At 69.0% G+C, this 19,823-nt stretch carries 20 protein-coding genes and 1 pseudogene; 8 read left to right on the top strand and 13 right to left on the bottom strand.

The features are described 5' to 3' along the window. Positions 1 to 6: 6 nt before the first annotated feature. The 6 genes from ACYVO6_RS12095 to ACYVO6_RS12070 all read right to left on the bottom strand — a co-directional run bounded on the left by ACYVO6_RS12095 (position 7) and on the right by ACYVO6_RS12070 (position 6,166). Positions 7 to 996, bottom strand: coding sequence for a zinc-dependent alcohol dehydrogenase family protein (locus ACYVO6_RS12095; protein ID WP_461060243.1), 990 nt, complete (start codon positions 994 to 996; stop codon positions 7 to 9). Next, the gene (locus tag ACYVO6_RS12090; protein ID WP_461060241.1) at positions 993 to 1,844 is read right to left on the bottom strand and encodes a carbohydrate ABC transporter permease; all 852 of its coding nucleotides are present in this window, start codon (positions 1,842 to 1,844) and stop codon (positions 993 to 995) included. Before ACYVO6_RS12090 ends, ACYVO6_RS12095 begins: the two co-directional genes overlap by 4 nt. Further along, entirely contained in the window at positions 1,841 to 2,779 is a 939-nt protein-coding gene (locus tag ACYVO6_RS12085) for a carbohydrate ABC transporter permease (RefSeq protein WP_461060239.1), read from the bottom strand. The genes ACYVO6_RS12090 and ACYVO6_RS12085 overlap by 4 nt, the downstream gene beginning before the upstream one ends. Next, the gene (locus ACYVO6_RS12080) at positions 2,776 to 4,146 is read right to left on the bottom strand and encodes an ABC transporter substrate-binding protein (protein WP_461060237.1); all 1,371 of its coding nucleotides are present in this window, start codon (positions 4,144 to 4,146) and stop codon (positions 2,776 to 2,778) included. The genes ACYVO6_RS12085 and ACYVO6_RS12080 overlap by 4 nt, the downstream gene beginning before the upstream one ends. 160 nt (positions 4,147 to 4,306) lie before the next feature. Then, positions 4,307 to 5,068: a DeoR/GlpR family DNA-binding transcription regulator gene (locus ACYVO6_RS12075; protein WP_461060235.1), complete on the bottom strand. Its 762-nt coding sequence runs from the start codon at positions 5,066 to 5,068 to the stop codon at positions 4,307 to 4,309. Positions 5,069 to 5,341: 273 nt separating this feature from the next. After that, the gene (locus ACYVO6_RS12070) at positions 5,342 to 6,166 is read right to left on the bottom strand and encodes an NAD-dependent epimerase/dehydratase family protein (protein ID WP_461060233.1); all 825 of its coding nucleotides are present in this window, start codon (positions 6,164 to 6,166) and stop codon (positions 5,342 to 5,344) included. Positions 6,167 to 6,453: 287 nt separating this feature from the next. Between ACYVO6_RS12070 and ACYVO6_RS12065 the strand changes: the two genes are divergently transcribed. Together ACYVO6_RS12065 and ACYVO6_RS12060 are read left to right on the top strand one after the other, a co-directional pair. After that, the gene (locus ACYVO6_RS12065) at positions 6,454 to 7,395 is read left to right on the top strand and encodes a 5-dehydro-4-deoxyglucarate dehydratase (RefSeq protein ID WP_461060231.1); all 942 of its coding nucleotides are present in this window, start codon (positions 6,454 to 6,456) and stop codon (positions 7,393 to 7,395) included. Between the two features lie 29 nt (positions 7,396 to 7,424). Further along, a complete protein-coding gene (locus ACYVO6_RS12060; RefSeq protein ID WP_461061362.1) occupies positions 7,425 to 8,591 on the top strand; it encodes a hypothetical protein in 1,167 nt (388 codons plus the stop codon). On the opposite strand, the gene ACYVO6_RS12055 is transcribed toward ACYVO6_RS12060, so the two are convergent. From ACYVO6_RS12055 to ACYVO6_RS12045, 3 genes are read right to left on the bottom strand one after another with little or no spacing between them, the layout of a single operon-like run. Next, entirely contained in the window at positions 8,525 to 9,787 is a 1,263-nt protein-coding gene (locus ACYVO6_RS12055) for an MFS transporter (protein WP_461060229.1), read from the bottom strand. The genes ACYVO6_RS12060 and ACYVO6_RS12055 overlap by 67 nt on opposite strands. A 50-nt stretch (positions 9,788 to 9,837) precedes the next feature. After that, the gene (locus ACYVO6_RS12050; RefSeq protein WP_461060227.1) at positions 9,838 to 11,184 is read right to left on the bottom strand and encodes an MFS transporter; all 1,347 of its coding nucleotides are present in this window, start codon (positions 11,182 to 11,184) and stop codon (positions 9,838 to 9,840) included. A 6-nt stretch (positions 11,185 to 11,190) separates the two neighbouring features. Next, on the bottom strand, positions 11,191 to 11,520 hold the full coding sequence (locus ACYVO6_RS12045; RefSeq protein WP_461060225.1) for a hypothetical protein: 330 nt from the start codon (positions 11,518 to 11,520) through the stop codon (positions 11,191 to 11,193). 96 nt (positions 11,521 to 11,616) lie between these two features. On the opposite strand from ACYVO6_RS12045, the gene ACYVO6_RS12040 reads away from it, so the two are divergent. Continuing rightward, the gene (locus tag ACYVO6_RS12040) at positions 11,617 to 12,870 is read left to right on the top strand and encodes an ATP-binding protein (RefSeq protein WP_461060223.1); all 1,254 of its coding nucleotides are present in this window, start codon (positions 11,617 to 11,619) and stop codon (positions 12,868 to 12,870) included. Positions 12,871 to 13,060: 190 nt separating this feature from the next. On the opposite strand, the gene ACYVO6_RS12035 is transcribed toward ACYVO6_RS12040, so the two are convergent. Beyond that, on the bottom strand, positions 13,061 to 13,675 hold the full coding sequence (locus ACYVO6_RS12035; RefSeq protein ID WP_461060221.1) for a dihydrofolate reductase family protein: 615 nt from the start codon (positions 13,673 to 13,675) through the stop codon (positions 13,061 to 13,063). A gap of 103 nt (positions 13,676 to 13,778) precedes the next feature. Next, on the bottom strand, positions 13,779 to 14,306 hold the full coding sequence (locus tag ACYVO6_RS12030) for a DinB family protein (RefSeq protein WP_461060219.1): 528 nt from the start codon (positions 14,304 to 14,306) through the stop codon (positions 13,779 to 13,781). Between the two features lie 58 nt (positions 14,307 to 14,364). On the opposite strand from ACYVO6_RS12030, the pseudogene ACYVO6_RS12025 reads away from it, so the two are divergent. The 3 genes and pseudogenes from ACYVO6_RS12025 to ACYVO6_RS12015 form a co-directional block, all read left to right on the top strand. Beyond that, a pseudogene (locus tag ACYVO6_RS12025) lies at positions 14,365 to 14,469 on the top strand (NUDIX hydrolase); the annotation flags it as partial. 320 nt (positions 14,470 to 14,789) lie between these two features. Beyond that, on the top strand, positions 14,790 to 15,335 hold the full coding sequence (locus tag ACYVO6_RS12020) for an ATP/GTP-binding protein (protein ID WP_461060217.1): 546 nt from the start codon (positions 14,790 to 14,792) through the stop codon (positions 15,333 to 15,335). A gap of 208 nt (positions 15,336 to 15,543) precedes the next feature. Further along, a complete protein-coding gene (locus tag ACYVO6_RS12015) occupies positions 15,544 to 16,080 on the top strand; it encodes a GrpB family protein (RefSeq protein ID WP_461061360.1) in 537 nt (178 codons plus the stop codon). A gap of 170 nt (positions 16,081 to 16,250) precedes the next feature. On the opposite strand, the gene ACYVO6_RS12010 is transcribed toward ACYVO6_RS12015, so the two are convergent. After that, positions 16,251 to 17,108, bottom strand: a complete 858-nt coding sequence (locus tag ACYVO6_RS12010; RefSeq protein ID WP_461060214.1) for an oxidoreductase — start codon at positions 17,106 to 17,108, stop codon at positions 16,251 to 16,253. A 74-nt stretch (positions 17,109 to 17,182) separates the two neighbouring features. On the opposite strand from ACYVO6_RS12010, the gene ACYVO6_RS12005 reads away from it, so the two are divergent. Next, a complete protein-coding gene (locus ACYVO6_RS12005) occupies positions 17,183 to 17,836 on the top strand; it encodes a DNA-binding response regulator (RefSeq protein ID WP_461060212.1) in 654 nt (217 codons plus the stop codon). Between the two features lie 45 nt (positions 17,837 to 17,881). Here ACYVO6_RS12005 and ACYVO6_RS12000 read toward each other — a convergent pair whose 3' ends face one another. After that, on the bottom strand, positions 17,882 to 18,850 hold the full coding sequence (locus ACYVO6_RS12000; protein ID WP_461060210.1) for an NAD(P)-dependent alcohol dehydrogenase: 969 nt from the start codon (positions 18,848 to 18,850) through the stop codon (positions 17,882 to 17,884). A 208-nt stretch (positions 18,851 to 19,058) separates the two neighbouring features. Between ACYVO6_RS12000 and ACYVO6_RS11995 the strand changes: the two genes are divergently transcribed. Next, on the top strand, positions 19,059 to 19,658 hold the full coding sequence (locus tag ACYVO6_RS11995; RefSeq protein WP_461060208.1) for a TIGR03086 family metal-binding protein: 600 nt from the start codon (positions 19,059 to 19,061) through the stop codon (positions 19,656 to 19,658). Positions 19,659 to 19,823: the final 165 nt, after the last annotated feature.

The following is a 19,823-nucleotide window of genomic DNA, read 5'->3' as shown; positions in this document are numbered from 1 at the left end:
AGTGGATTACGGCGTTACGACGATCTTGCGGCCCACCCCCGACGCGAACTGCTCCAGCGCCTCGGGGTAGCGGTCCAGGGCGATGCGGTCGCTGATGAACACGTCCGGATCCAGGACCCCCGTCGCGAACAGCTCCGCCGCCCGCTCGAAGCTGTGGAGGACCGCCATGGAGCCAGTGATCGTGATCTCCTGGTTGTAAATGCGGTACGGGTCGATCGTCACGCGGGTCGCGTAGTCGGCGACGCCGAACTGGAGGAACGTACCCGCCTTGGCCACCCGGTCGAGGCCGTCCTGGATCGCCGCCGCGTTGCCGGTGGCGTCGATGACCAGGTCCCAGCCTTGGGGGCGGTTCAGTTCGTCGGGGGTCGCGGCCGACGCCGAGACGCCCAGCTGTTGAGCCGTTGCCAGACGGGCCGGGTTCAGGTCGACCACGTCCACACTCGCCGCCCCCGTCCGCTTGGCGAGCTCCAGCATCATCAGGCCCATCGTCCCGGACCCATAGATCAGCACATGGGCGCCGAGGCGCGACTGCAGGACGTCGTAGCCGCGTACCGCGCAGGACAGCGGCTCGACGAGGGCCGCGTCCTGGGTGCGTACGTGCTCGGGGAGCTTGACGCAGTTGGCCACCGGGGCGACGGCGTACTGCGCCGCGCCGCCCGCCGTGGTCACGCCTATCGCTGCCCAGCGCTCGCAGAGGTTGTTGTGGCCCGTACGGCAGTACCGGCACTCGTAGCAGTACAGGGACGGGTCCACCGCCACCCGGTCGCCCACCGACAGTTCCGTGACCTGGGTGCCCACCCCGACCACTTCGCCCGCGAACTCGTGCCCCGGCACGATCGGCAGTTTGGGCGCGAACTCGCCCTGCAGGATGTGCAGATCGGTGCCGCACAGGCCGCAGGCCGCGACCTCGACGACGACCTCGCGGGGCCCTGGCGTCGGGTCCGGGACCTCGGCGACGACGGCGCGGCCCACGGACTCGATGACGGCGGCCTTCATTTCACGGCTCCCAGCGACAGGCCCTGGACCAGTTTGTCCTGGGCGGCGAACCCCGCGGCGAGCACCGGCAGGGAGATGACGAGCGAAGCGGCGCACACCTTCGCCAGGAACAGGCCCTGGCTGGTGATGAAGCCGGTGAGGAAGACGGGGGCTGTCTCGGCTACGACGCCCGTCAGCACCCTCGCGAACAGCAGCTCGTTCCAGCTGAAGATGAAGCAGATCAGGGCCGTGGCCGCGATGCCCGGGAGAGCGATGGGGGCCACCACGCGCGCCAGGATCGTCGGCAGCCTCGCGCCGTCGATCTGTGCCGCCTCGATGATCGCGACCGGGACCTCGGCGAGGAACGACTGCATCATCCACACCGCGATCGGCAGGTTCATCGACGTGTAGAGGATGACCAGGAGCCAGATGTTGTCCAGCAGTCCGGTATTCCTCGCGAAGAGGTAGATCGGCAGGAGGCCCGCCACCACCGGCAGCATCTTCGTGGAGAGGAAGAAGAACAGGACGTCCGTCCACTTCTTCACCGGGCGGATGGAGAGTGCGTACGCCGCCGGGAGAGCCAGCAGGAGCACGAAGAGCGTCGAAACCACCGATGCCACCGTCGAGTTGATGAGCGCGGGCCAGGGGCTCGCGCCACCGCCCGTGCCGAAGAACTCGCGGTAGCCGTCGAGCGTGAGGGCGGCGGCGAAGGACGGGGGATTGGTGGCGGCGTCCTCCTCGGAGTGGAAGGACGTCAGGGCCATCCACGCGATGGGCAGGAAGAACAGCAGACCGAGCAGCCAGGCCAGCACACCCAGGCCAGCTCCCCGGGTACGGCGGGGACGCAGTCGTATCGCGGTGGCACTCATGCGCGGGACACCTCCTCACGGAACAGGGACGAGACCACGCGCAGCGCGAAGGTCGCGATGATGATCGAGCCGATGACGACGAGGACGCCGGCCGCGGAGGCGAGGCCGTTCTCGTGGGCCTGGTAGAAGCTCTGGTAGACGGTGTAGGGCAGGTTGGCGGTGCCCAGGCCGCCGGACGTGATGGTGAAGACCGCGTCGAAGTTCTGGACGATGTAGATCGACCCCAGCAGGGCGCCCAGTTCGAGGTAGCGGCGCAGGTGGGGGAGCGTCAGGTAGCGGAAGACCTGCCAGTCGCTCGCGCCGTCCACCTTCGCCGCCTCGATCTGCTGGTGGTCGCGGCTCTGCAGGCCCGCCAGCAGGATCAGCATCATGAAGGGCGTCCACTGCCAGATCAGTGAGGCCTCGACGGCGAGCAGCGGAGTGTTGGAGATCCAGTCCGGCTGAGGGCCGCCCACGTAGTGCAGCAGGCCGTTGAGCAGGCCGTACTCCGGGTTGTAGAGGACGTGCTTCCACAGGAGGGCCGCGGCGACCGGGACCACTAGGAACGGCGCGATCAGGAGCGTACGGACGATGCCGCGGCCCCGGAACTTGCGGTCCAGGAGGAGGGCCAGGGCGAGGCCGATGACGAGGCTGGCCAGGACCACGGCCGCAGTCAGCAGGATCGTGGTGAAGACCGACTGGCGCAGGTCCGCGTCGGTCAGGACCTCGGAGTAGTTGGCGAAGCCCGCGAATTCCCGGGCGTCCGGATAGAGCGAGTTCCAGTCGAAGAAGGAGATCACCAGCGTGGCCACGAACGGGAGTTGGGTCACGGCGATCATGAAGATCAGGGCGGGCAGGAGCGGGGCCCTGGTCGCCCAGGCGCGCAGTCGGCCCGAGGGGGGCTTCTCCGTGCGTACGGGTGTGGCGGCTATCGGAGCTGTCGTCGTGGCGGTCATCGTCCCTCGTACTCCTCGGAGATCTCCTCGGCGAGCTCTTGCGACTTGTTCAGGGCCGACTCGACGGACTGACGCCCGGCGATGGCCGCGCTGATCTCCTGCGAGACCTTGGTGCCGAGGTCGGTGAACTCGGGGATGCCGACGAACTGGATGCCGGGGGCCGGTCGCGGCTGCACTCCGGGGTCGTTGGGCCGCGCGCCCTCGATGGCGTCCTTCGTCATCTCCTGGAAGGCGGCGGCCTCCTTGGCGTAGGCGGGGTTCGTGTACGTCGACGCCCGCTTGCCGGCCGGGACGTTGGACCAGCCGATCTCGTCGCCGACCAGCTGCTCGTACTCCTTGCTGGACGCCCAGGAGACGAACTTCCAGGCCTTGTCCGGGTTCCGGGACGCGTCCTGGATGCCCCAGGCCCAGGTGTAGAGCCAGCCGGAGGACTCGGTCTTCTCGACGGGGGCGGGTACGTAGCCGATCTTGCCCTTGACGGGGGAGTTGGCGGACTCCAGGGAGCCGGCGGCAGATGTGGCGTCGTACCACATGGCGACCTTGCCCTGGGTCATGTTGTTGAGGCACTCGGCGAAGCCGGACTGGGCGGCGCCGGCCTCACCGTGTTCGCGCACGAGGTCCACGTAGAACTTCGTCGCCTTCTCGAACTCGGGGGAGTTCAGCTGCGCCTTCCAGTCCTTGTCGAACCAGGTGCCGCCGAAGGTGTTCACGACCGTGGTGAGCGGCGCCATGATCTCGCCCCAGCCCGGCAGGCCGCGCAGACAGATGCCCTTCATGCCCGACTCGGCGCCGTCGGCCTTGGCGGCGAGGTCGGCCACCTGCGTCCAGGTCGGGCGCTCGGGCATCGTCAGGCCCTTCTCGGCGAACACGTCCTTGCGGTACATCAGGAAGGACGACTCGCCGTAGAAGGGCTGTCCGTAGAGCTTGCCGTCCTCGGCGGTGAGGGACTGCCGCATCGGCTTGAGGACGTCCTTCTCGTCGTACGTGCTGTCCTTGGCGACGTACGAGTTCATCTCGTGCAGCCAGCCGTTCTTGGCGTAGATCGGTATCTCGTAGTTGCTGAGGGTGGCGACGTCGTACTGGCCGGCCTGGTTGGCGAAGTCCTGGCTGATCTTGTCGCGGACGTCGTTCTCCGGCAGCACGGTGAAGTTCACCTTGATGCCGGTCTCCTTGGTGAAGTGGGCGGCGGTGAGCTTCTGCAGCTCCACCATCTGCGGGTTGTTGACCATGAGGACGTTGATGGAGTTGCCGCCGGAACCGGCTCCGCCCGCTCCGGTCCAGCAGCCGGAGAGCAGCGGGGCGAGCAGCGTCCCTGCGGCGGTCGCGGCGAGTAGCGCGCGCGGCCTCCGTCGGCTCTGGGTTCGCATGGATCGCTCCTGGATATTTGGTGCAAATGGGATGGCTCGGGGGAGTGCGATGCTACGTAGGGGGTTGGTTTGGATTTCGTACCGAGTTGATTTGGTTTTCGAACTGAGTCGGTTTGGTTTTCGTGCCGACTCAGCGGGGGGGCAGGGGTCAGTTGGGTTTTCAGACTCGGATGACCTGTGGGCCCTGCAGTGAGTAGCGGTGCGCCTCGGACGTGGGGAGGAGAGTGCTGGTGACGATCGCCTCCAGGACACTGATCTCCGCGAAGCGGCAGAAGCTGACCGCGCCGAACTTGGTGTGCACGCCGGCGAACACGGTCCGGCGGGCGGCCCGGATCGCCTGCGACTTGACCTCGCTGACGGCCGGGTCGGGGGTGGTGAGGCCGTGTTCGCGGGAGATGCCGTTGGCGCCGATGAACGCCAGGTCGATGACGAAGCCGGCGAGCATCTTCGTGGTCCAGTGGTCGACGGTCGCCAGCGTGCCGTGCCGTACCCGGCCGCCGAGCAGCAGGACCGAGATGTTCTCGGACTCGGCGAGGGATCCCGCGGCCGGCAGGGACGCGGTGACCACGGTCAGTGGCCGGTCCCGGGGCAGTGACTCGGCGATGAGCTGGGGGGTGAAGCCCTCGTCGACGAAGACCGTCTCGGCGTCCCCGAGCAGCTCGGCCGCGGCGGCCGCGATCCGGCGCTTCTCGGGTACGTGGCTGGTGGCGCGGAAGGCGAGGGTCGTCTCGAATCCGGCGCTCTCCACGGGGTAGGCGCCGCCGTGCGTGCGGCGTACCAGGCCGTGGTCCTCCAGGGCGCGCAGGTCGCGCCGTACGGTCTCCTTGGCGACGCCCAGCTCGGCGGCGAGCGCGTTCACGTCGACCGAACCGGTGCGGCGGGCGGCCAGGACGATCTCCCGCTGGCGTTCTTCCGCGGTCATGGCCGACACCTGCTTCCCCTGCTTGCTGCCCGTTCGGGCCCTACCGACCCATGGGGGAAGTTCTACAGCGGGTATGCGGCGCTGACCAGGTCTGTTCCGCGCCCGATGCTGCCCGTGTCTGACCGTTTTCCTCTGCCGGTGCCCGCTCCGGACCTGGGAAGAAGCGGAACGTGGCGTGAGTTCGGGCAGTGTCCGTGCCCGAAATACCGAACGGGCGGGCCCGTTCGGTGCCCGCCCGCCCTGTGTACGCGCTTTTCGCCGTGCCGTGTGACGTCAGTACGGCCAGATCGGCGGCTTGGTCACGAAGTGGCCGCCCAGGTAGTCGTGGTCCGGGTTCTCCGGGTCCAGCTCGCCCTGCTCGGCGATGAGCTTCTCGGCGTACTGCTCGGAGTCGTCCTGCGGCTCGTAACCCAGTGCCCGGGCGGTGGAGAGGTCCCACCACAGGCGGGTGTTCGCGGACGAGCCGTAGACGACTGTGTGCCGGACGTCCTCGGCGGTCAGGGCCGCGTGGAAGAGGCGGGCGCCGTCGCCGGGGCTCATCCACACCGACAGCATGCGCACGCTGGTGGGCTCCAGGAAGCAGGAGCCGATCCGTACGGAGACGGTCTCCATGCCGTGCTTGTCCCAGTAGAACTGCGCCAGGTCCTCGCCGAACGACTTCGAAAGGCCGTAGAAGGTGTCCGGGCGGCGCGGGGTGTCGATGGGGATCAGCGTGCTCGGGTCATGGGGTGCGTCGCCCCGCGGGCGCGGGGTGAAGCCGACCGCGTGGTTGGAGGAGGCGAAGACGATGCGCCGGATGCCCTCCTCGCGGGCGGCCTCGTAGAGGTTGTACGTGCCCTCGATGTTCGCCTTGAGGATCTTGTCGAAGGTGGATTCCAGGGAGATGCCCGCGAGGTGGATGATCGCGTCGACGCCCCGCACGGCCTCGCGCAGGGCCTCCTTGTCGCCGAGGTCCGCGGTGACCGCGTCCGGCTCGCCCTCGATGGGGCGCAGGTCGAGGAGCCGCAACTCGTACCCGTACGCGGGCAGCAGTCCCCGCATCAGGGTGCCGAGGCCGCCGGCGGCGCCGGTGAGCAGAACGGTGCGGGGAGCGGGCATCCTCGGGTCTCCTTGAATCAACAGCCGTCATCGTGTACGGCATTCACATCCATGGACAAACTATGGATCGCCGTCGGGCCGCGTCAAGTGTCGCGCGGGGTCGGGAAATCTGCACCGTGATTGCTCGTATGTCGCTCCTGTCTTGCGACTGTCTTGCCACTTCGCCCGCTTGACCACCCCCGAAGAGGCGCTCTAGCGTGTATGTGTTCAGAAATATGGACGTGGATCAGAAACGTGGATCGGAAACGTGCACGGTCGGCGTGTGCGTGCATGCCTAGGGAGAGCCCGTGACGTCAGCGCCCCTTGCCGCTCGCCTCAGTGTCCCGAGCGGGCCGCTGTTCTTCCCCGTCACCGCGTACGGCCCTGACGGTGCCGTCGACCTCGACGTGTACCGCGCGCATGTCCGGCGAGGTGTCGAGGCCGGGGCCGCCGCCGTCTTCGCCTGCTGCGGGACCGGGGAGTTCCACGCGCTCACGCCCGAGGAGTTCCAGGACTGCGTACGCGCGGCCGTCGAGGAGACGGCGGGGCGCGTGCCGGTGATCGCGGGCGCCGGGTACGGAACCGCGCTCGCCGTGCGGTACGCGAAGCTCGCCGAGGAGGCCGGGGCGGACGGGCTGCTCGCCATGCCGCCGTATCTCGTCGTCGCCGGACAGGAGGGGCTGCTGCGGCACTACACGGAGCTGGCCCGCGCCACCTCACTCGAGGTCATCGTCTACCAGCGCGACAACGCCGTGTTCACGCCCGAGACGGTCGTCTCACTGGCCCGCACCGAGGGCATCATCGGCTTCAAGGACGGCGTCGGCGACCTCGATCTGATGCAGCGCATCGTGAGCGCGGTACGCGCCGAAGTCCCGGGCGAATTCCTCTACTTCAACGGACTGCCGACCGCCGAGCTCACGGGCCTCGCCTACCGCGGCATCGGCATCACGCTGTACTCGTCGGCGGTCTTCTGCTTCGCCCCCGAGCTCGCCCTCGCCTTCCACAAGGCGCTCAACTCCGGTGACGACACCACCGCGAACCGCCTGCTCGACGGCTTCTACCGGCCCTTCGTCGAACTGCGCGCCCAGGGCCGCGGATACGCTGTCTCACTCGTCAAGGCGGGCGTACGGCTGCGGGGTCTCGACGTGGGCGAGGTACGGCCGCCGCTGCACGAGCCGAACGACGACCACGTCAAGCAGCTCGCCCAGCTGATCGAGCGGGGCGAGGCGCTTCTCCAGGAGGACAAGTGAGCCAGGCGGCAGGGTCTGCGAAGAGGTCTCTGAAGACGTCCACCTTCGTCTACCCGTGGGACGTCAACGGCGACCCCGAGTCCGCCGCGCGCATCGCCGACCTGGGCGTACGCCAGGCGACGCTCGCCTCCGCCTACCACTCCACGCGCGCACTGACCCCCCGCCACCCCCGGCACCGCATCGTCACCGCCCGGCACGCGGCCGTGCTCTACCCGCCCGGCCCGCGCTGGGAGGGGCGCCGGCTGCGGCCGTACGCCGCCGGGGACTGGGCCCCCGGGGACGCGTACGGGCAGGCTGCCGCGTCCCTCGCGGAGTCGGGACTCGACGTACACACCTGGGTGGTGCTCGCGCACAACTCCCGTATGGGGGAGGAGTTCCCGGACACCTCCGTGGTCAACGCCTACGGAGACCGCTATCCCTGGGCGCCCTGCATCGCACAGCCCGACACGCGCGCGTACCTGGTCGACCTCGCCGCGGAGGCGGCGGTGCGGCCCGGCGCCTCGGGGACGGAGCTGGAGTCCCTCGGCTGGTACGGCCTCGCGCATCTCCACGCCCACGACAAGACGGCCGGCGTGGAACTCGGGGACGCCGGCCAATACCTGATGTCGCTGTGCTTCTGCCCCTCCTGCCGCGACGGCTATACGCAACTGGGCCTGGCCCCTGACGAGTTGGCGGCCTCGGTCCGGCGCGCCCTGGAACCCGTCTGGCGGGGCGAGGCACCCACCGGAGTCTGGGAAGCGGTGGAGAAGCTGCTCGGCGCCGAACTCGCAGTGGCCACGCGCGCGTGGCGGGACTCCGTCGCCCGCTCCCTCCAGACGGAGGCCGTCGCCGCCGTACGCGCGGCCGCTCCCGATGGGTTCCAGATCCTGCTGCACGCGGACCCGGCCTCGTACCACGTCGGCGCGAACGTCGGCGTGGATCCCGCGCACATCCTGTCGGTGGCCGACGGCGTGGTCGTGCCGTGTGCCGGAGGGCCCGAGTTGCTGACTCCCTTCGCCGAGCAGGCTGTTGAGAGGAGTGTGCTGGCGGCCAATTTCCCCGTCGTGAGCGGGATGGGCGGCAGCCCGGGCACGCTCGCGGAGGACGTGGCGCGGGCGGTCGAGCGGAGAGCCACCGAAGTACGGCTGTATCACGCGGGGTTGGCGTCCGACGAGGACCTGTCACTCGTGGCGGAGGCGCTCGCGCGGCTCGGCTGACGCCTGAGCAACGGTACGACCGTCACCAGCCGGATCAGTCCGAGCGTCACCAACAGCACCTGGTAATCGACCAGTTCGACCAGGCCCGCGCCCAGCGCGAGTCCCACCGCGTTCGGGGCGAAGATCAGCGTGTTGGCGGTCGCGGTCGTACGGCCCAGGAGGTCGTCCGGTGTCTCGCGCTGAACCGCGGTGAGGGCCGCGATCAGCACGCACGGGAGGCCTACGCCCACGGCCGCGGACGAGACGAGGGCCACCGCGTCGTACGGGAGCGCGCGAGCCGCCACGGCCAGGGCGGTGAGCGCGATGCCGTACCCCGCGAACCGGTGTGCGCCCAGGCGGCGGAGGAGCGGGCCCGAGGCCAGGCCGACGGCCACCGAACCGGCGCCCTGGACGGCGTACAGAAGACCTACATACGCGGGGGAGTGGCCCAGGCCTTCGGCCACCGCGTAGATCGTCGCGCCGTTGAGGCCCGCGAAGAGCATGGTCGTGCCGCCCGCGACGACGAGGGGGCGCAGTGTCTCGTGGCGCCAGAGGTAGCGGGCGCCGTCGGCTGTCTGGGTGCGCCAGTCGGCCGAGGCCGGGGCCGGGAGCGGCTTCGGCTCGCGTACCCGCAGGAGGGTGTAGAGACCCGCGGCCAGGACGAAGGTGAGTGCGTCCAGGAGTGCGACGCCGGCGCCCCCGAAGGCCGCGTACAGACCCGCTCCGGCGAGCGGGGCGACCAGCTTCATGCCCTCGTTGGCCGACATCCGCAGGCCGTTGAAATCGCCGAGGAGCCGCTCGTCGACCGCCGTGGCGACCAGGGCCGACTCCGCCGCGTCGTGGACGACGCCGGTCGCGCCGTACACGAGCAGCACCGCGAAGAGGATCCAGAGGGTGCCCGGGGAGTCGACGGCGAGGAGGGACAGAAGGAGCGCGGCCAGCCCCAGGTTCGTCCACACCAGCAGCGGTCTGCGGCGGGTGCGGTCGGCGAGCGTGCCCAGGAGGGGACCGATCAGTGTGGGCGCCCAGAGCGCGAAGACACAGAGGGCGGCCAGCCCGTCCGAGCCGGTCAGCTCCTTCACCCAGATCCCGGCCACCAGCCACATCGCCGACGTGCCGAACCCGGAGACCACGACTCCGCCCAGGTAGAGGCCCGCGTTGCGGTCCCTCAGGACACGGGTCACCGTCCATGGCGCATTCGATGCCGATGTCGTCATGGCTCGTCATCTTGGGGCTAAGGACCCGTGCAAGGGATCGGGCGACTGCCTTAATTGGGCAGCGATGGCGACTGAGCGCGCCCCGCGGGCGTGGCTGCCTCACGGGTCTGTCTCAGCCTTGCCGCGTGCTCGTTCGTTCGTACGTCGTAGGTCATGAGCTTCGGGAGGCACAGGGCCAGAGCCCCTACCGCTGCCACGCACAACACGCCGCCGGACCAGATCGAGGTTCGTACGGTCGTCCAGGCGGCCATGGTGCCTGCCCGGACCTGCCCCAGCTGGGGGCCGACCGAGTAGGAGAGGAGTTCGATGCCGGCCAGGCGGCCGCGCAGCTCGTCCGGGATCGTCTGGTTCCACATGGCCGCGCGGAAGATTCCGCTGATCATGTCGAAGCCGCCGGCCAGGGTGAGGAAGCCGAGCACCAGCCAGACGTTGGGGGCCGCGCCCGCGGCCACCATCGCCAGGCCCCAGCATGCCGCCGCCAGGACCACCATCCGGCCGTGGCGGTGGATCCGTGAGGTCCAGCCGCTGGTGAGGCTGACCAGGAGCGAGCCGGCCGGGAGCGACGCGTACATGAGGCCCAGGGACCACTCGGCGCCCAGGTCGTCCGCGAGGAAGGGGAGCACGGCGAGGGGGAAGGCCAGGAACATGGCGGCCAGGTCGATCGTGTAGGTGCCCAGGAGCTCCTTGCGGCTCCACGCGTAGCGTGCGCCCTCCGCGATGGACCGCAGGGAGGGTTTGGCCGCCTCGTGAGCGGCCGGTGACGCGGCCAGGCCGATGGCCAGGACGACCGAGATCGCGAAGGTGGCGAGGTCCGCGGCGTAGGCCCAGCCGAGCCCCGCGTACGCCACGACGAGGCCCGCGACGGCCGGGCCCGCGACGCCGCCGACCGTCCAGCGCAGGGAGTTGAGTGCGGCGGCCGCCGGGAGGTGCTCGTGCGCGACGATGCGCGGCACGAGCGCGTCCAGCGCGGGCCGCTGGACCGCGACGAGCGCGGCGGACAGTGCGGCCACCGCGTACAGCGGCCACACCATCGGATGCGGCAGCAGCGCGTTGAGCAGCAGACCGGCGCTGAGCAGTGCCTGCCCCGCCTCCGTCCAGAGGATCAGCTTGCGTTTGTCCAGGGCGTCGGCCAGAGCGCCGCCGTACAGACCGAAGACGATCAGCGGTACGAGTTCCGCGGCGCCGATCGCGCCGACGGCCACCGCGGATCCCGTGAGCTCTTTCATCTGCACCGGAAGCGCCACGAAGGTCAGGAAGCTGCCGAAGTTGGTGACGATTCCGGCGACCCAGAGCCGTCGGAAGTCGGGGGAGGTCCGCCATGGGGCCAGGTCCGGCAGCAGCGCGCGTAAGCGTCCGGCGGCGGACGGGGGAGAGGGAGCGTCGTCGGGAGTCGTCACGACCTGTCATGTTCCGGCGCGACTCCCCGCGGAGACAAACGCTTTTCCCGTGTGCGGCACGGGTAGGGAACCCGTCGAGGGTGCGGTGGCCGGATCGAACCGGGATCCGCACAGGGTGGTCGTCCGCAGGGCGCCGTCGGTCGGCGAGGTGTCGGCGTGCAGGCGGACTGCGGCCCGGGCGAGACCGAGTTGGCGCAGGTCCATGGTGAGGTGCTGGGCTTTGCCGGTGGAAGCGGTATGGCCGGATGCCGAGGAGTCCAGGCCTGGCCAGATGGGCGTCGTACGGCCGTTGACGCCGACGACGCACCAAGTGCGGTCGATTGATCGATGGGCCATCGCCCGTCCGAATGCCCATCACTCATCCGACTACATGTCCATCAGTAATCCGTCTAAGTGACCATTGATCTTGATGGTGGTGGCACTCTGTGATGCATGGCAACTCGCAATGATCTGGTTCGGCGCCATGCCGAGAACCTCGTCGCGGAAGCGCTCGACGACACTCGCGTGGTGCTGGTCAACGGCGCCCGTCAAGCGGGGAAGTCGACCTTGACCCGCCTGACCGCCGCGCACCGGGACGACCCCGTCCTGCGTCTGCTCGACGACGCAGCGACCCTGCGTGCCGCGAAGGATGATCCCACCGGATTCGTCGAGCACGACTCGATGATGCTCATCGACGAAATCCAGTTCGCGCCGGAGCTCCTCAGTGCGATCAAGGTGGCCGTCGACCTCGATCCGACACCGGGGCGCTTCCTGCTGACCGGATCCTCACGGATCCTTGCCATGCGGACGCTGCCGGACGCGCTGCCCGGCCGTATGGAGATCATCGAACTGTGGCCGTTCTCGCAGGGGGAGCTCAGCGGCGGGCCGGACCGGTTCGTCGACGCGGCGTTCACCCACGGCCCCGGCCTCAGCCGCACATCCCCTCTGCGTAAGCGCGACTATCTGGACCGTGCGGTCGTCGGCGGATTCCCCGAGGCCGTCAAGCGCACGCCCCGCCGCCGGACCGCGTTCTTCAACGCCTACCTTTCGACACTGATCGAACGTGATGTCCTGGAGCTCGCCAGCATCGAGCGGCACGGCGAGATCCTGAAACTCCTCGGTCTCCTTGCCGGGCGCACGGGAGGGTTGTTGGTTCCCGCAGCGCTCGCCAGCGCCTCCGGTATTCCCCGCACCACGCTGGTGCGCTACCTGGAACTGCTCGCCTCGGTCTTCCTGATCAAGACCATTCCCGCCTGGACCTCCGAGCTGACGGGAAGGGCTGTGGGTACGGGCAAACTTGCCTTCGTCGACACAGGGATTGCCTGCCATCTGACGGGCCAGGACGCTTCCCGGCTCGCCGAGCCCGACGGCGCCGCCGGTGCCATGCTGGAGAACCTCGTCGTCATGGAGCTCGCCCGCCAGCTGACCTGGTCCGAGCAGGAAGGCCGCCTCTTCCACTACCGGACCAAGGACAAGGTAGAGGTGGACGCGGTCATCGAGACGCCGCGAGGCGATGTGATCGGCGTCGAGGTCAAGGCAGGCGCCACCGTACGCACCGAGGACCTTTCGGGGCTGCGCAATCTCGCCAACCTGCTCGGAGACCGGTTCGTAGCCGGCTACGTCCTCTACACGGGACAGCAGACCCTGCCGTTCGGTGACCGGATCCGGGCTCTGCCCATGGATGCACTGTGGCAGCTGAGCCCCTGACGGACGGCGGAGGGCGGTGGGCGGCCCAGCGATCCCGTGCCCGTTGCTGGATCGACCCTGGAGCGTCCGGCCCGGATTCCGGGTTTCCGTAGGGGACTTGACCAACATCCAGAAACGGCCGGGACCGCCGAAAGCCCTCGGCCCCGGCAGCAGTAGCGGGCTGCCGGGGCCGAACCTCATCCGTGCCGGGTCACTTCACGAAGCGGTACTTCAGGTGGGTGGCGAGGGGCGTGTCGACCACCCTGACCGGCTCGAGGTTCCGCCGCCCGCCGCCCAGTCCCTCGAAGAGCCGCAGTCCCGCGCCGAGGAGCGCGGGCACCACGTGTAGCTGCAGCTCGTCGATGAGCCCCTCCCCGAGGTACTGCTGCACCGTGCTCGCCCCGCCCGCGATGTCGACGTTCCTGTCCCCGGCGGCGGCCTTCGCCTGGTCGAGGGCGCTGTGGATGCCGTCGGTGACGAAGGTGAAGGTGGTGCCGCCCTCCTTGACCAGGGTCGGCCGGGGGCGGTGGGTGAGCACGAAGACCGGGGCTCTGAACGGCGGGTTGTCGCCCCAGAACTCCTCGCCCGTGTCGTACATCATCCGACCCATGACCACCGCTCCGGTGGCATCGAACCACTCGCGCATCAGCTCGGAGTCGCGGTTCTCCTCCCCGCCGGTCATGCCCTGGCGCTCCCGCCAGCTCGCCAGGTTGTGGATCCACTCGAAGATCGCCTCGGCGCCGTCGCCTCCGGGGTTGTCAAGGGCGACGTTGGGGCCGGCGACGTAGCCGTCGAGGGAGATGGCCATATCCGCGGTTACGGTCACGATCGGGTGCTCCTCAAGTCCTGGGATGTGCTGCCTTCACACTCACGTCGATCGGGAACCGCCGTATTCGACATCCCCAGCAAGATTGGTGGCTCCTGCGGACTCAGGCGCCCACGGTCCCGTCGACACCCTCACGCAGAAAGTCCGCGTGCCCATTGTGGCGGCCGTACTCCAGGAGCACGTGCACCATCACCATCCGCAGCGACACCTCCTCGCCCCATCTCGGCTGATACCCGGCCTGGTCCAGGGACTCGGCCTCCCGCTCGATACGGCGCGAGTTCTCCACCTCGGCCTCCCAGGCCCCGAACGCCTCGTCCCTGGTCGACGAGCTCGCGTCGTACGCCGCCTGGAAGTCGATCTTGTCGGACCACACCATGGGCGCGTCGTTGTCCTCGAACACCCGCCGGAACCAGGCACGCTCCACCTCCGCCATGTGCCGCACCAGCCCGAGCAGCGAAAGCGTGGACGGCGGCATCGACTGCTGCCGCAACTCCTCGTCGGTCAGCCCCTCGCACTTCACGGCGAGGGTCGCGCGGTGATAGTCGAGGAAAGCCCGCAACATGTCGCGTTCGCTTCCAAACTTGGGCGGTCCTATGCGATTGCCGCTGGTCACTGGTCGTGTTCTCCTCATCCGAGACCGATCGAGAGGGGCCGCAGGCATGGAGTGGAAAACCCACGGTGAGTGACAGATCTACACGAACCCTTGGGTGAATCTCTGTCTGGTGGACGTCCAGCAGCCGGATGGGCGTCGCTGGGAGTACCACGTCGTTCGCCTCCGGCACCTGGCCGTGGCCCCTCAGACCCCGCCTCTGCGCGAACATATGTGGACGCCTACGTCTGATTCTGAACCGTTCGTACTGACCGGTCGCCGAGAGGTGGTTGCCGAGACCGTGGTCAGCAGGCTGTACTGAAGGCACGCATGACGTTGAGCAACCTGGCCATGGCCGCCTTGCTCAACGCCTCGGGTATCAGGCATCTCCGGCATGTGAGCCGTTCGAGGATCCGCCTCTGCCCCACCCTCCATCCCCAGGGCTCCACTGGCTCGACGCCTCCACCTGAGACCCGGTCGGGGACCAGTGGGGCCTGTCTCGACACGCACGAAAGGCTTTCGATCATGCGGCGGTACGTTCTCACCGGCACGCCGGGCGCGGGCAAGACATCGATCCTGCGGCGCCTGGCCGAGCTCGGCCACGGGGTCGTCGAGGAGGCGGCAACCGCGGTCATCGCACAAGCACAGGGGCAGGGCGAGGACGAGCCATGGACACGGGCGTCCTTCATCGACGAGATCGTCGCTCTGCAGCGACAGCGACAACTGGAGGCCACCGCCACCGACTCTGTCCAGGTGTTCGATCGGTCACCGGTCTGCACCCACGCACTCGCCACCTACTTGGGGTGGCCGGTGTCCCGGGCACTGGCCGCGGAGCTCGAACGGATCACCTCGGAAGGGGTCTACGAGCGACAGGTGCTCTTCGTCCGCAATCTGGGGTTCTGCGAGCCCACCACGGCCCGGCGGATCAGTTTCCAGGAGTCGCTGGTCTTCGAAAAGATCCACGAACAGAGCTACCGCACGTTCGGCTACGAGCTCATCGACATCCCCGCCGGCGACCTGGCCCACCGCATCGCCGCAGTCAGCTCAGTGATCTCGCGACCCGCTTCGTGAACGACGCCTGCCGCCACTCATCCGCCGGAGTCACCTCATGTCGCCTGCGCGAGCAGTTCCGGTGTCACGGTCGGCTGCGCGGGACGCTTCCGCTGACCGTGACGTTTTGCGGTGGCCCCGGCCAGGACTGGATCGCGATCTCTTTTCAGCTTCCAGAGGGCAGCGCGGGGGCCGGAGTCTGCGCGGTTAGGTTCTGGGCGTGGCTGACATGGCGGTTGGGATTGTCGATCACGATCCACGGTGGACAGAGCTGTTCGAGGTACAGCGCGGCAGGGTCTCCAGGGTGCTCGCGCGGTGGCTGGTGGCACCGGTGGAGCACATCGGGTCGACGGCGGTCCCCGGGCTGCGGGCGAAGCCCATCGTGGACATCCTCGCGCCCGTTGGCTCGCTCGGTGAGCGTGAGGCGATGGTGCAGGTTCTCTCTGCGGACGGGTGGCTCGCCTGGCCGGACGATCCGAGAGGAGACAGCCGGTTGTGGTTCCTGCGACCACGACCTGAACTACGGACGCACCACCTCCACGTGGTCCCGCACGGCCATCCACACGCTCGTGCCCTGACCGCCTTCCGAGACGCGTTGCGACGGGATCCTGAGTTGGCCACCGAGTACCAAGAGCTCAAGGAGCGTCTCGCCCGGGAGAACCCCACAAACCGGAACGCCTATACCAACGGGAAGGCCATGTTCGTTACGCGAGTACTGCGAGACGCAGGGATGAAGGACCCTGCCACAGAAGATCTGCCTGAGTGACTCGACCTGCACGTTCTCGTGCGTCCACGGGCGGAGCCGCAGCAAGCCAATACCCGAGGCCACTTCAACTGGTGCCGAATCCGGCCGGTGGCGCGCGGTCCGGGCATGCGCGGCCCGGAAAGGGCGTGGCGGCATCCTGCGGAGCCGAGGAGGGTGGAGTGGTCCTCGCGTCAGGTGAGGTCGGAGAGATCCTCTTGGGTCAGGGAGATCGACCCGGCGGCGGTGTTCTCCTCCAGGTGGGCGAGGGAGCCGGTGCCGGGGATGGCCAGGGTGACGGGGGAGGAGGCGAGCAGCCAGGCCAGGGCGATCTGAGGGACCGTGGCGCCATGCCGTTCCGCGACCTTAGCGATGCGGTCATCGGCGAGGTCGCTCAGGCCGCCGCCCAGCGGGAAGAACGGTACGTAGGCGATGCCGGCCTCCTCGCAGGCGTTCAGGACCTCCGTGTCATCGCGCTTGGCGGTGTGGAAGTGGTTCTGGACGGCTGTCACGGGTGCGATCGCACGGGCCTCGGCGAGGTGGCCGGTGTCGACGTTGCTCAGGCCGAGGTGGCGGATCAGGCCCTCCTCGCGCATCGCGGCCAGCGCCTCGAAGCGTTCGGCGACGGATTCGCCGTGCGGCGGCGGCGCTATGCCCCCGATGCGCAGGTAGACCAGATCGAGACGGTCCACGCCGAGGGTTTCGAGGTTCTCTTCGACCAGCGGTCGCAGGCCTGCGGGGTCGGTGGTCTCGGCCAGGCCGCCGTCGGGGGTGCGGGCCGGACCGACCTTGGTGGCGATGACCAGGTCAGCCGGGTAGGGGTGAAGGGTTTCTCGGATCAGGGCGTTGGCGCGAACGGTGCCGTCGCCGCTGGTGTAGAAGGCGGCGGTGTCGATGTGGTTGACGCTGAGTGCAACGGCTCGGCGCAGGACGGCGCGACCGGTCTCGGGATCGCGGGCCGGGCCACGGAAGCTGTTCGTGGGCAGGCGCATGGCCCCGAAGCCGATCCGGTTGGTCAGAAGATCGCCACCAAGGCGGAAGTCATTGCTCATGAACTCAGCCTGGGTGGCGGGGCGTTCGGGCTGCGAGCCCGTGGCAGCTTGCTGCCATCGGGCAGAATGGCGGCGTGGCAGAGATCGTGACGATCCGCGGTGAACTGGAGCTCCTCGCTCGCACCGAGCACCTGTTCTCCTCGGTCCGCGAGGAGTTCATCTGTGCCGCCCGCGATCTCAACACCTGGCCTCGCCCGGACGCCCGGCAGGCCGCCCGCGCCCGGATGCGGAACGGTGGCACACGGCAGATCCGCAAGTTGTTGAGTCCGGCCGCGCTGGCTGACGAGCGCAGCCGCGAGCACTTGGGCGAGCTCGTCGGCAAGGGCGCCCTGGTGCGGATCGCCGTCACCGCTCTCCCGCACGAGACGATCATCATCGACCGTCGGTTCGCGATCCTCGCCGGCCTGAACGCCCCTGGCGGCCGTGAGTACACCATGACCACCGCACCCACCCTGGTCGGCGGGGTGTACGCGCTGTTCGAAGCAGCCTGGGAGACGGCCACCGACCTCAAGGCCTTCCTGCGCGGCGAGCAGCCCCAGCTCGATGTTGAGAGCCGGGCGGTCCTGCGCGCGCTGGGATCGGGCGCCACCGACGAGACGGCCGCGCGAGAGCTCGGCATGTCCGTGCGGACCTACCGTCGCCGCGTCGCCGAACTGCTCAACGCCCTCGACGCGGGCTCGCGGTTCCAGGCCGGGGTGCGCGCGGGTGAGCTGGGCCTGAGCGGCTGAGAGCCGGCCAGGCATCCGTGCAGGAGCGACCTTCTGATCGGGCCGTCAGACGGTGACGACCAGCTTGCCCCGAGGATGCCCCTTCTCCAGGTGGCGAAGGGCAGCAGCCGCCTCGGACAGCGGATACGTGCGGTCGATCGCCGGAGTGATCTTGCCCTTCTCGGCGAGGTCCTTCAGGGTCAGGAGGTCCTCGCGGCGGGCGATGGAGATGAGGTTGCGGAGGTTCTGGGCGATGAAGGGGGAGAGCAGGACGGCCCGGAGGCCGCGGCTCATGCCGCCGAAGAAGCCGGTGCCGCCCTCGCCGCCGACGATGACGAGGGTGCCGCGTGGGGTGAGGGCGCGGCGGAGGACAGGCAGGGGGCGGAGGCCCGCGTTGTCGATGATGACGTCGTAGCGGTGGGGGCTGTCGGTGATGTCCTCGTGGGTGTAGTCGATGACGTGGGCGGCGCCCTGGGAGCGGACGAAGTCCGCGGCTGTGGGGCCGCAGACGCCGGTGACCTCGGCGCCGTACATCGTGGCGAGCTGGACGGCGTACGTTCCCACGCCGCCGGAGGCGCCGATGACCAGGACCCGTTGGCCGGGCTGCGGGCGGGACTTGCCGCTCAGGGCCTGGAGGGCGGTCATGCCGGAGACGGGGAGGGCGGCGGCCTGCTCGAAGCTGAGGTTGGCGGGCTTGAGCGCGAGCTTTTCGGCCTTGGCGCACGCGTACTCGGCGAACGAGCCCTCGCAGTTGCCGAAGACCTCGTCGCCCGGCTTGAAGTCGGTCACCTTCGCACCGACCGCCTCGACCCGTCCGGCGCCGTCCCAGCCCCGTACGGGATTCTTGGGCTTACGGACTCCCAGGGCGACGCGGGCCACATAGGGCCGACCCGTCATGAGGTGCCACACCTCGGGGCCGACGCCGGCCGCGCGTACCTCGACCAGCACCTCGTCGTCGCGGGGTACGGGGCGGTCGATGTCGCGCAGTCGCAGAAGGTCTGCTGATCCGTACGCATCCTGAACGATCGCCTTCATGGCGTGGCTCCCCTTCGCGGTCCCGGACACCGAGCGTCCCGGATACCCCGAGCATCGCGGCAGCTCGAAGGCCTGACCAGCTTCCTGAGCATGATCTCGGGAGCGGGTGCGATGACTTTTCGTACGGCCGACGGTCTACATGACGGGGCTACAAGTCGGACCGCAACCCGGCGACCCCGTGACCCCGTGACCAGAAGAGGAGCCGAGCATGGCTGGTAGGACATCGACGACCCTTGATCTGGGGCCGCAGGCCCTCATCGTGGCGCGTCTCGCGGAGGGCGTGGGCGAGGAGCAGCTGGGCGCTCCGACGCCCTGTCCGGAGTACGCCGTACGCAATCTTCTGGGCCACCTGGTCGGTCTGACGCGGGCCTTCCGGGACGCCGGCCGAAAGGACCTGGGACCGACGACAGACACGGACCCCGGCTCCTCCCTGCCGGACGTCACGCCCGACTGGCGCGCCGAACTCCCCAAGCTCCTCGCCGAACTGGCCGAGGCCTGGCGGGATCCGTCCGCCTGGACCGGCGACACCCGGGCAGGCGGCGTCGACCTCCCCGGCGAGATCGCGGGCCTCGTCGCCACCAACGAACTCGTCATCCACGGCTGGGACTTGGCGCGGGCCACCGGCCAGCACTACGCCCCCGACACCGCGGCCCTCCAGGCGTCCCACGACTTCCTCGCCCCCGCAGCCGAGGAACCGGACGGCTCCGAAATCTTCGGCCCGCCGGTGCCCGTACCGGACGAGGCCCCTCTCCTTGACCGGGCGATCGGCCTGAGCGGCCGCGATCCGAGTTGGACGGCAAGGGGCTGAGCGTCTGAGCTGCACCGCAGGGGCCTGAGCGAAAGGTTCCGCACCCCAGGGCGAGCCCGGCCTCGGTATCTCTTGAGCGTCAACGCAAACAACTTCTGTCAGAACCGTTGACGAAACATCAGCGCGCTCCTACCTTCAACGCGTCGTACTTCGTACGTCATATAT

This window comes from Streptomyces pseudoechinosporeus (assembly GCF_054783935.1).
The sequence above is the reverse complement of the archived record's forward strand: the minus strand, read 5'-3'. Positions and strand labels throughout refer to the sequence as shown.

Excerpts from the sequence above, each read along its gene's own strand:
- ACYVO6_RS12095 (WP_461060243.1), bottom strand. The coding sequence starts at position 996 with ATGAAGGCCGCCGTCATCGAGTCCGTGGGCCGCGCCGTCGTCGCCGAG.
- ACYVO6_RS12090 (WP_461060241.1), bottom strand. The coding sequence starts at position 1,844 with ATGAGTGCCACCGCGATACGACTGCGTCCCCGCCGTACCCGGGGAGCT.
- ACYVO6_RS12085 (WP_461060239.1), bottom strand. The coding sequence starts at position 2,779 with ATGACCGCCACGACGACAGCTCCGATAGCCGCCACACCCGTACGCACG.
- ACYVO6_RS12080 (WP_461060237.1), bottom strand. The coding sequence starts at position 4,146 with ATGCGAACCCAGAGCCGACGGAGGCCGCGCGCGCTACTCGCCGCGACC.
- ACYVO6_RS12075 (WP_461060235.1), bottom strand. The coding sequence starts at position 5,068 with ATGACCGCGGAAGAACGCCAGCGGGAGATCGTCCTGGCCGCCCGCCGC.
- ACYVO6_RS12070 (WP_461060233.1), bottom strand. The coding sequence starts at position 6,166 with ATGCCCGCTCCCCGCACCGTTCTGCTCACCGGCGCCGCCGGCGGCCTC.
- ACYVO6_RS12055 (WP_461060229.1), bottom strand. The coding sequence starts at position 9,787 with ATGACGACATCGGCATCGAATGCGCCATGGACGGTGACCCGTGTCCTG.
- ACYVO6_RS12045 (WP_461060225.1), bottom strand. The coding sequence starts at position 11,520 with ATGGCCCATCGATCAATCGACCGCACTTGGTGCGTCGTCGGCGTCAAC.
- ACYVO6_RS12040 (WP_461060223.1), top strand. The coding sequence starts at position 11,617 with ATGGCAACTCGCAATGATCTGGTTCGGCGCCATGCCGAGAACCTCGTC.
- ACYVO6_RS12030 (WP_461060219.1), bottom strand. The coding sequence starts at position 14,306 with ATGAGGAGAACACGACCAGTGACCAGCGGCAATCGCATAGGACCGCCC.
- ACYVO6_RS12020 (WP_461060217.1), top strand. The coding sequence starts at position 14,790 with ATGCGGCGGTACGTTCTCACCGGCACGCCGGGCGCGGGCAAGACATCG.
- ACYVO6_RS12015 (WP_461061360.1), top strand. The coding sequence starts at position 15,544 with ATGGCGGTTGGGATTGTCGATCACGATCCACGGTGGACAGAGCTGTTC.
- ACYVO6_RS12010 (WP_461060214.1), bottom strand. The coding sequence starts at position 17,108 with ATGAGCAATGACTTCCGCCTTGGTGGCGATCTTCTGACCAACCGGATC.
- ACYVO6_RS12000 (WP_461060210.1), bottom strand. The coding sequence starts at position 18,850 with ATGAAGGCGATCGTTCAGGATGCGTACGGATCAGCAGACCTTCTGCGA.
- ACYVO6_RS11995 (WP_461060208.1), top strand. The coding sequence starts at position 19,059 with ATGGCTGGTAGGACATCGACGACCCTTGATCTGGGGCCGCAGGCCCTC.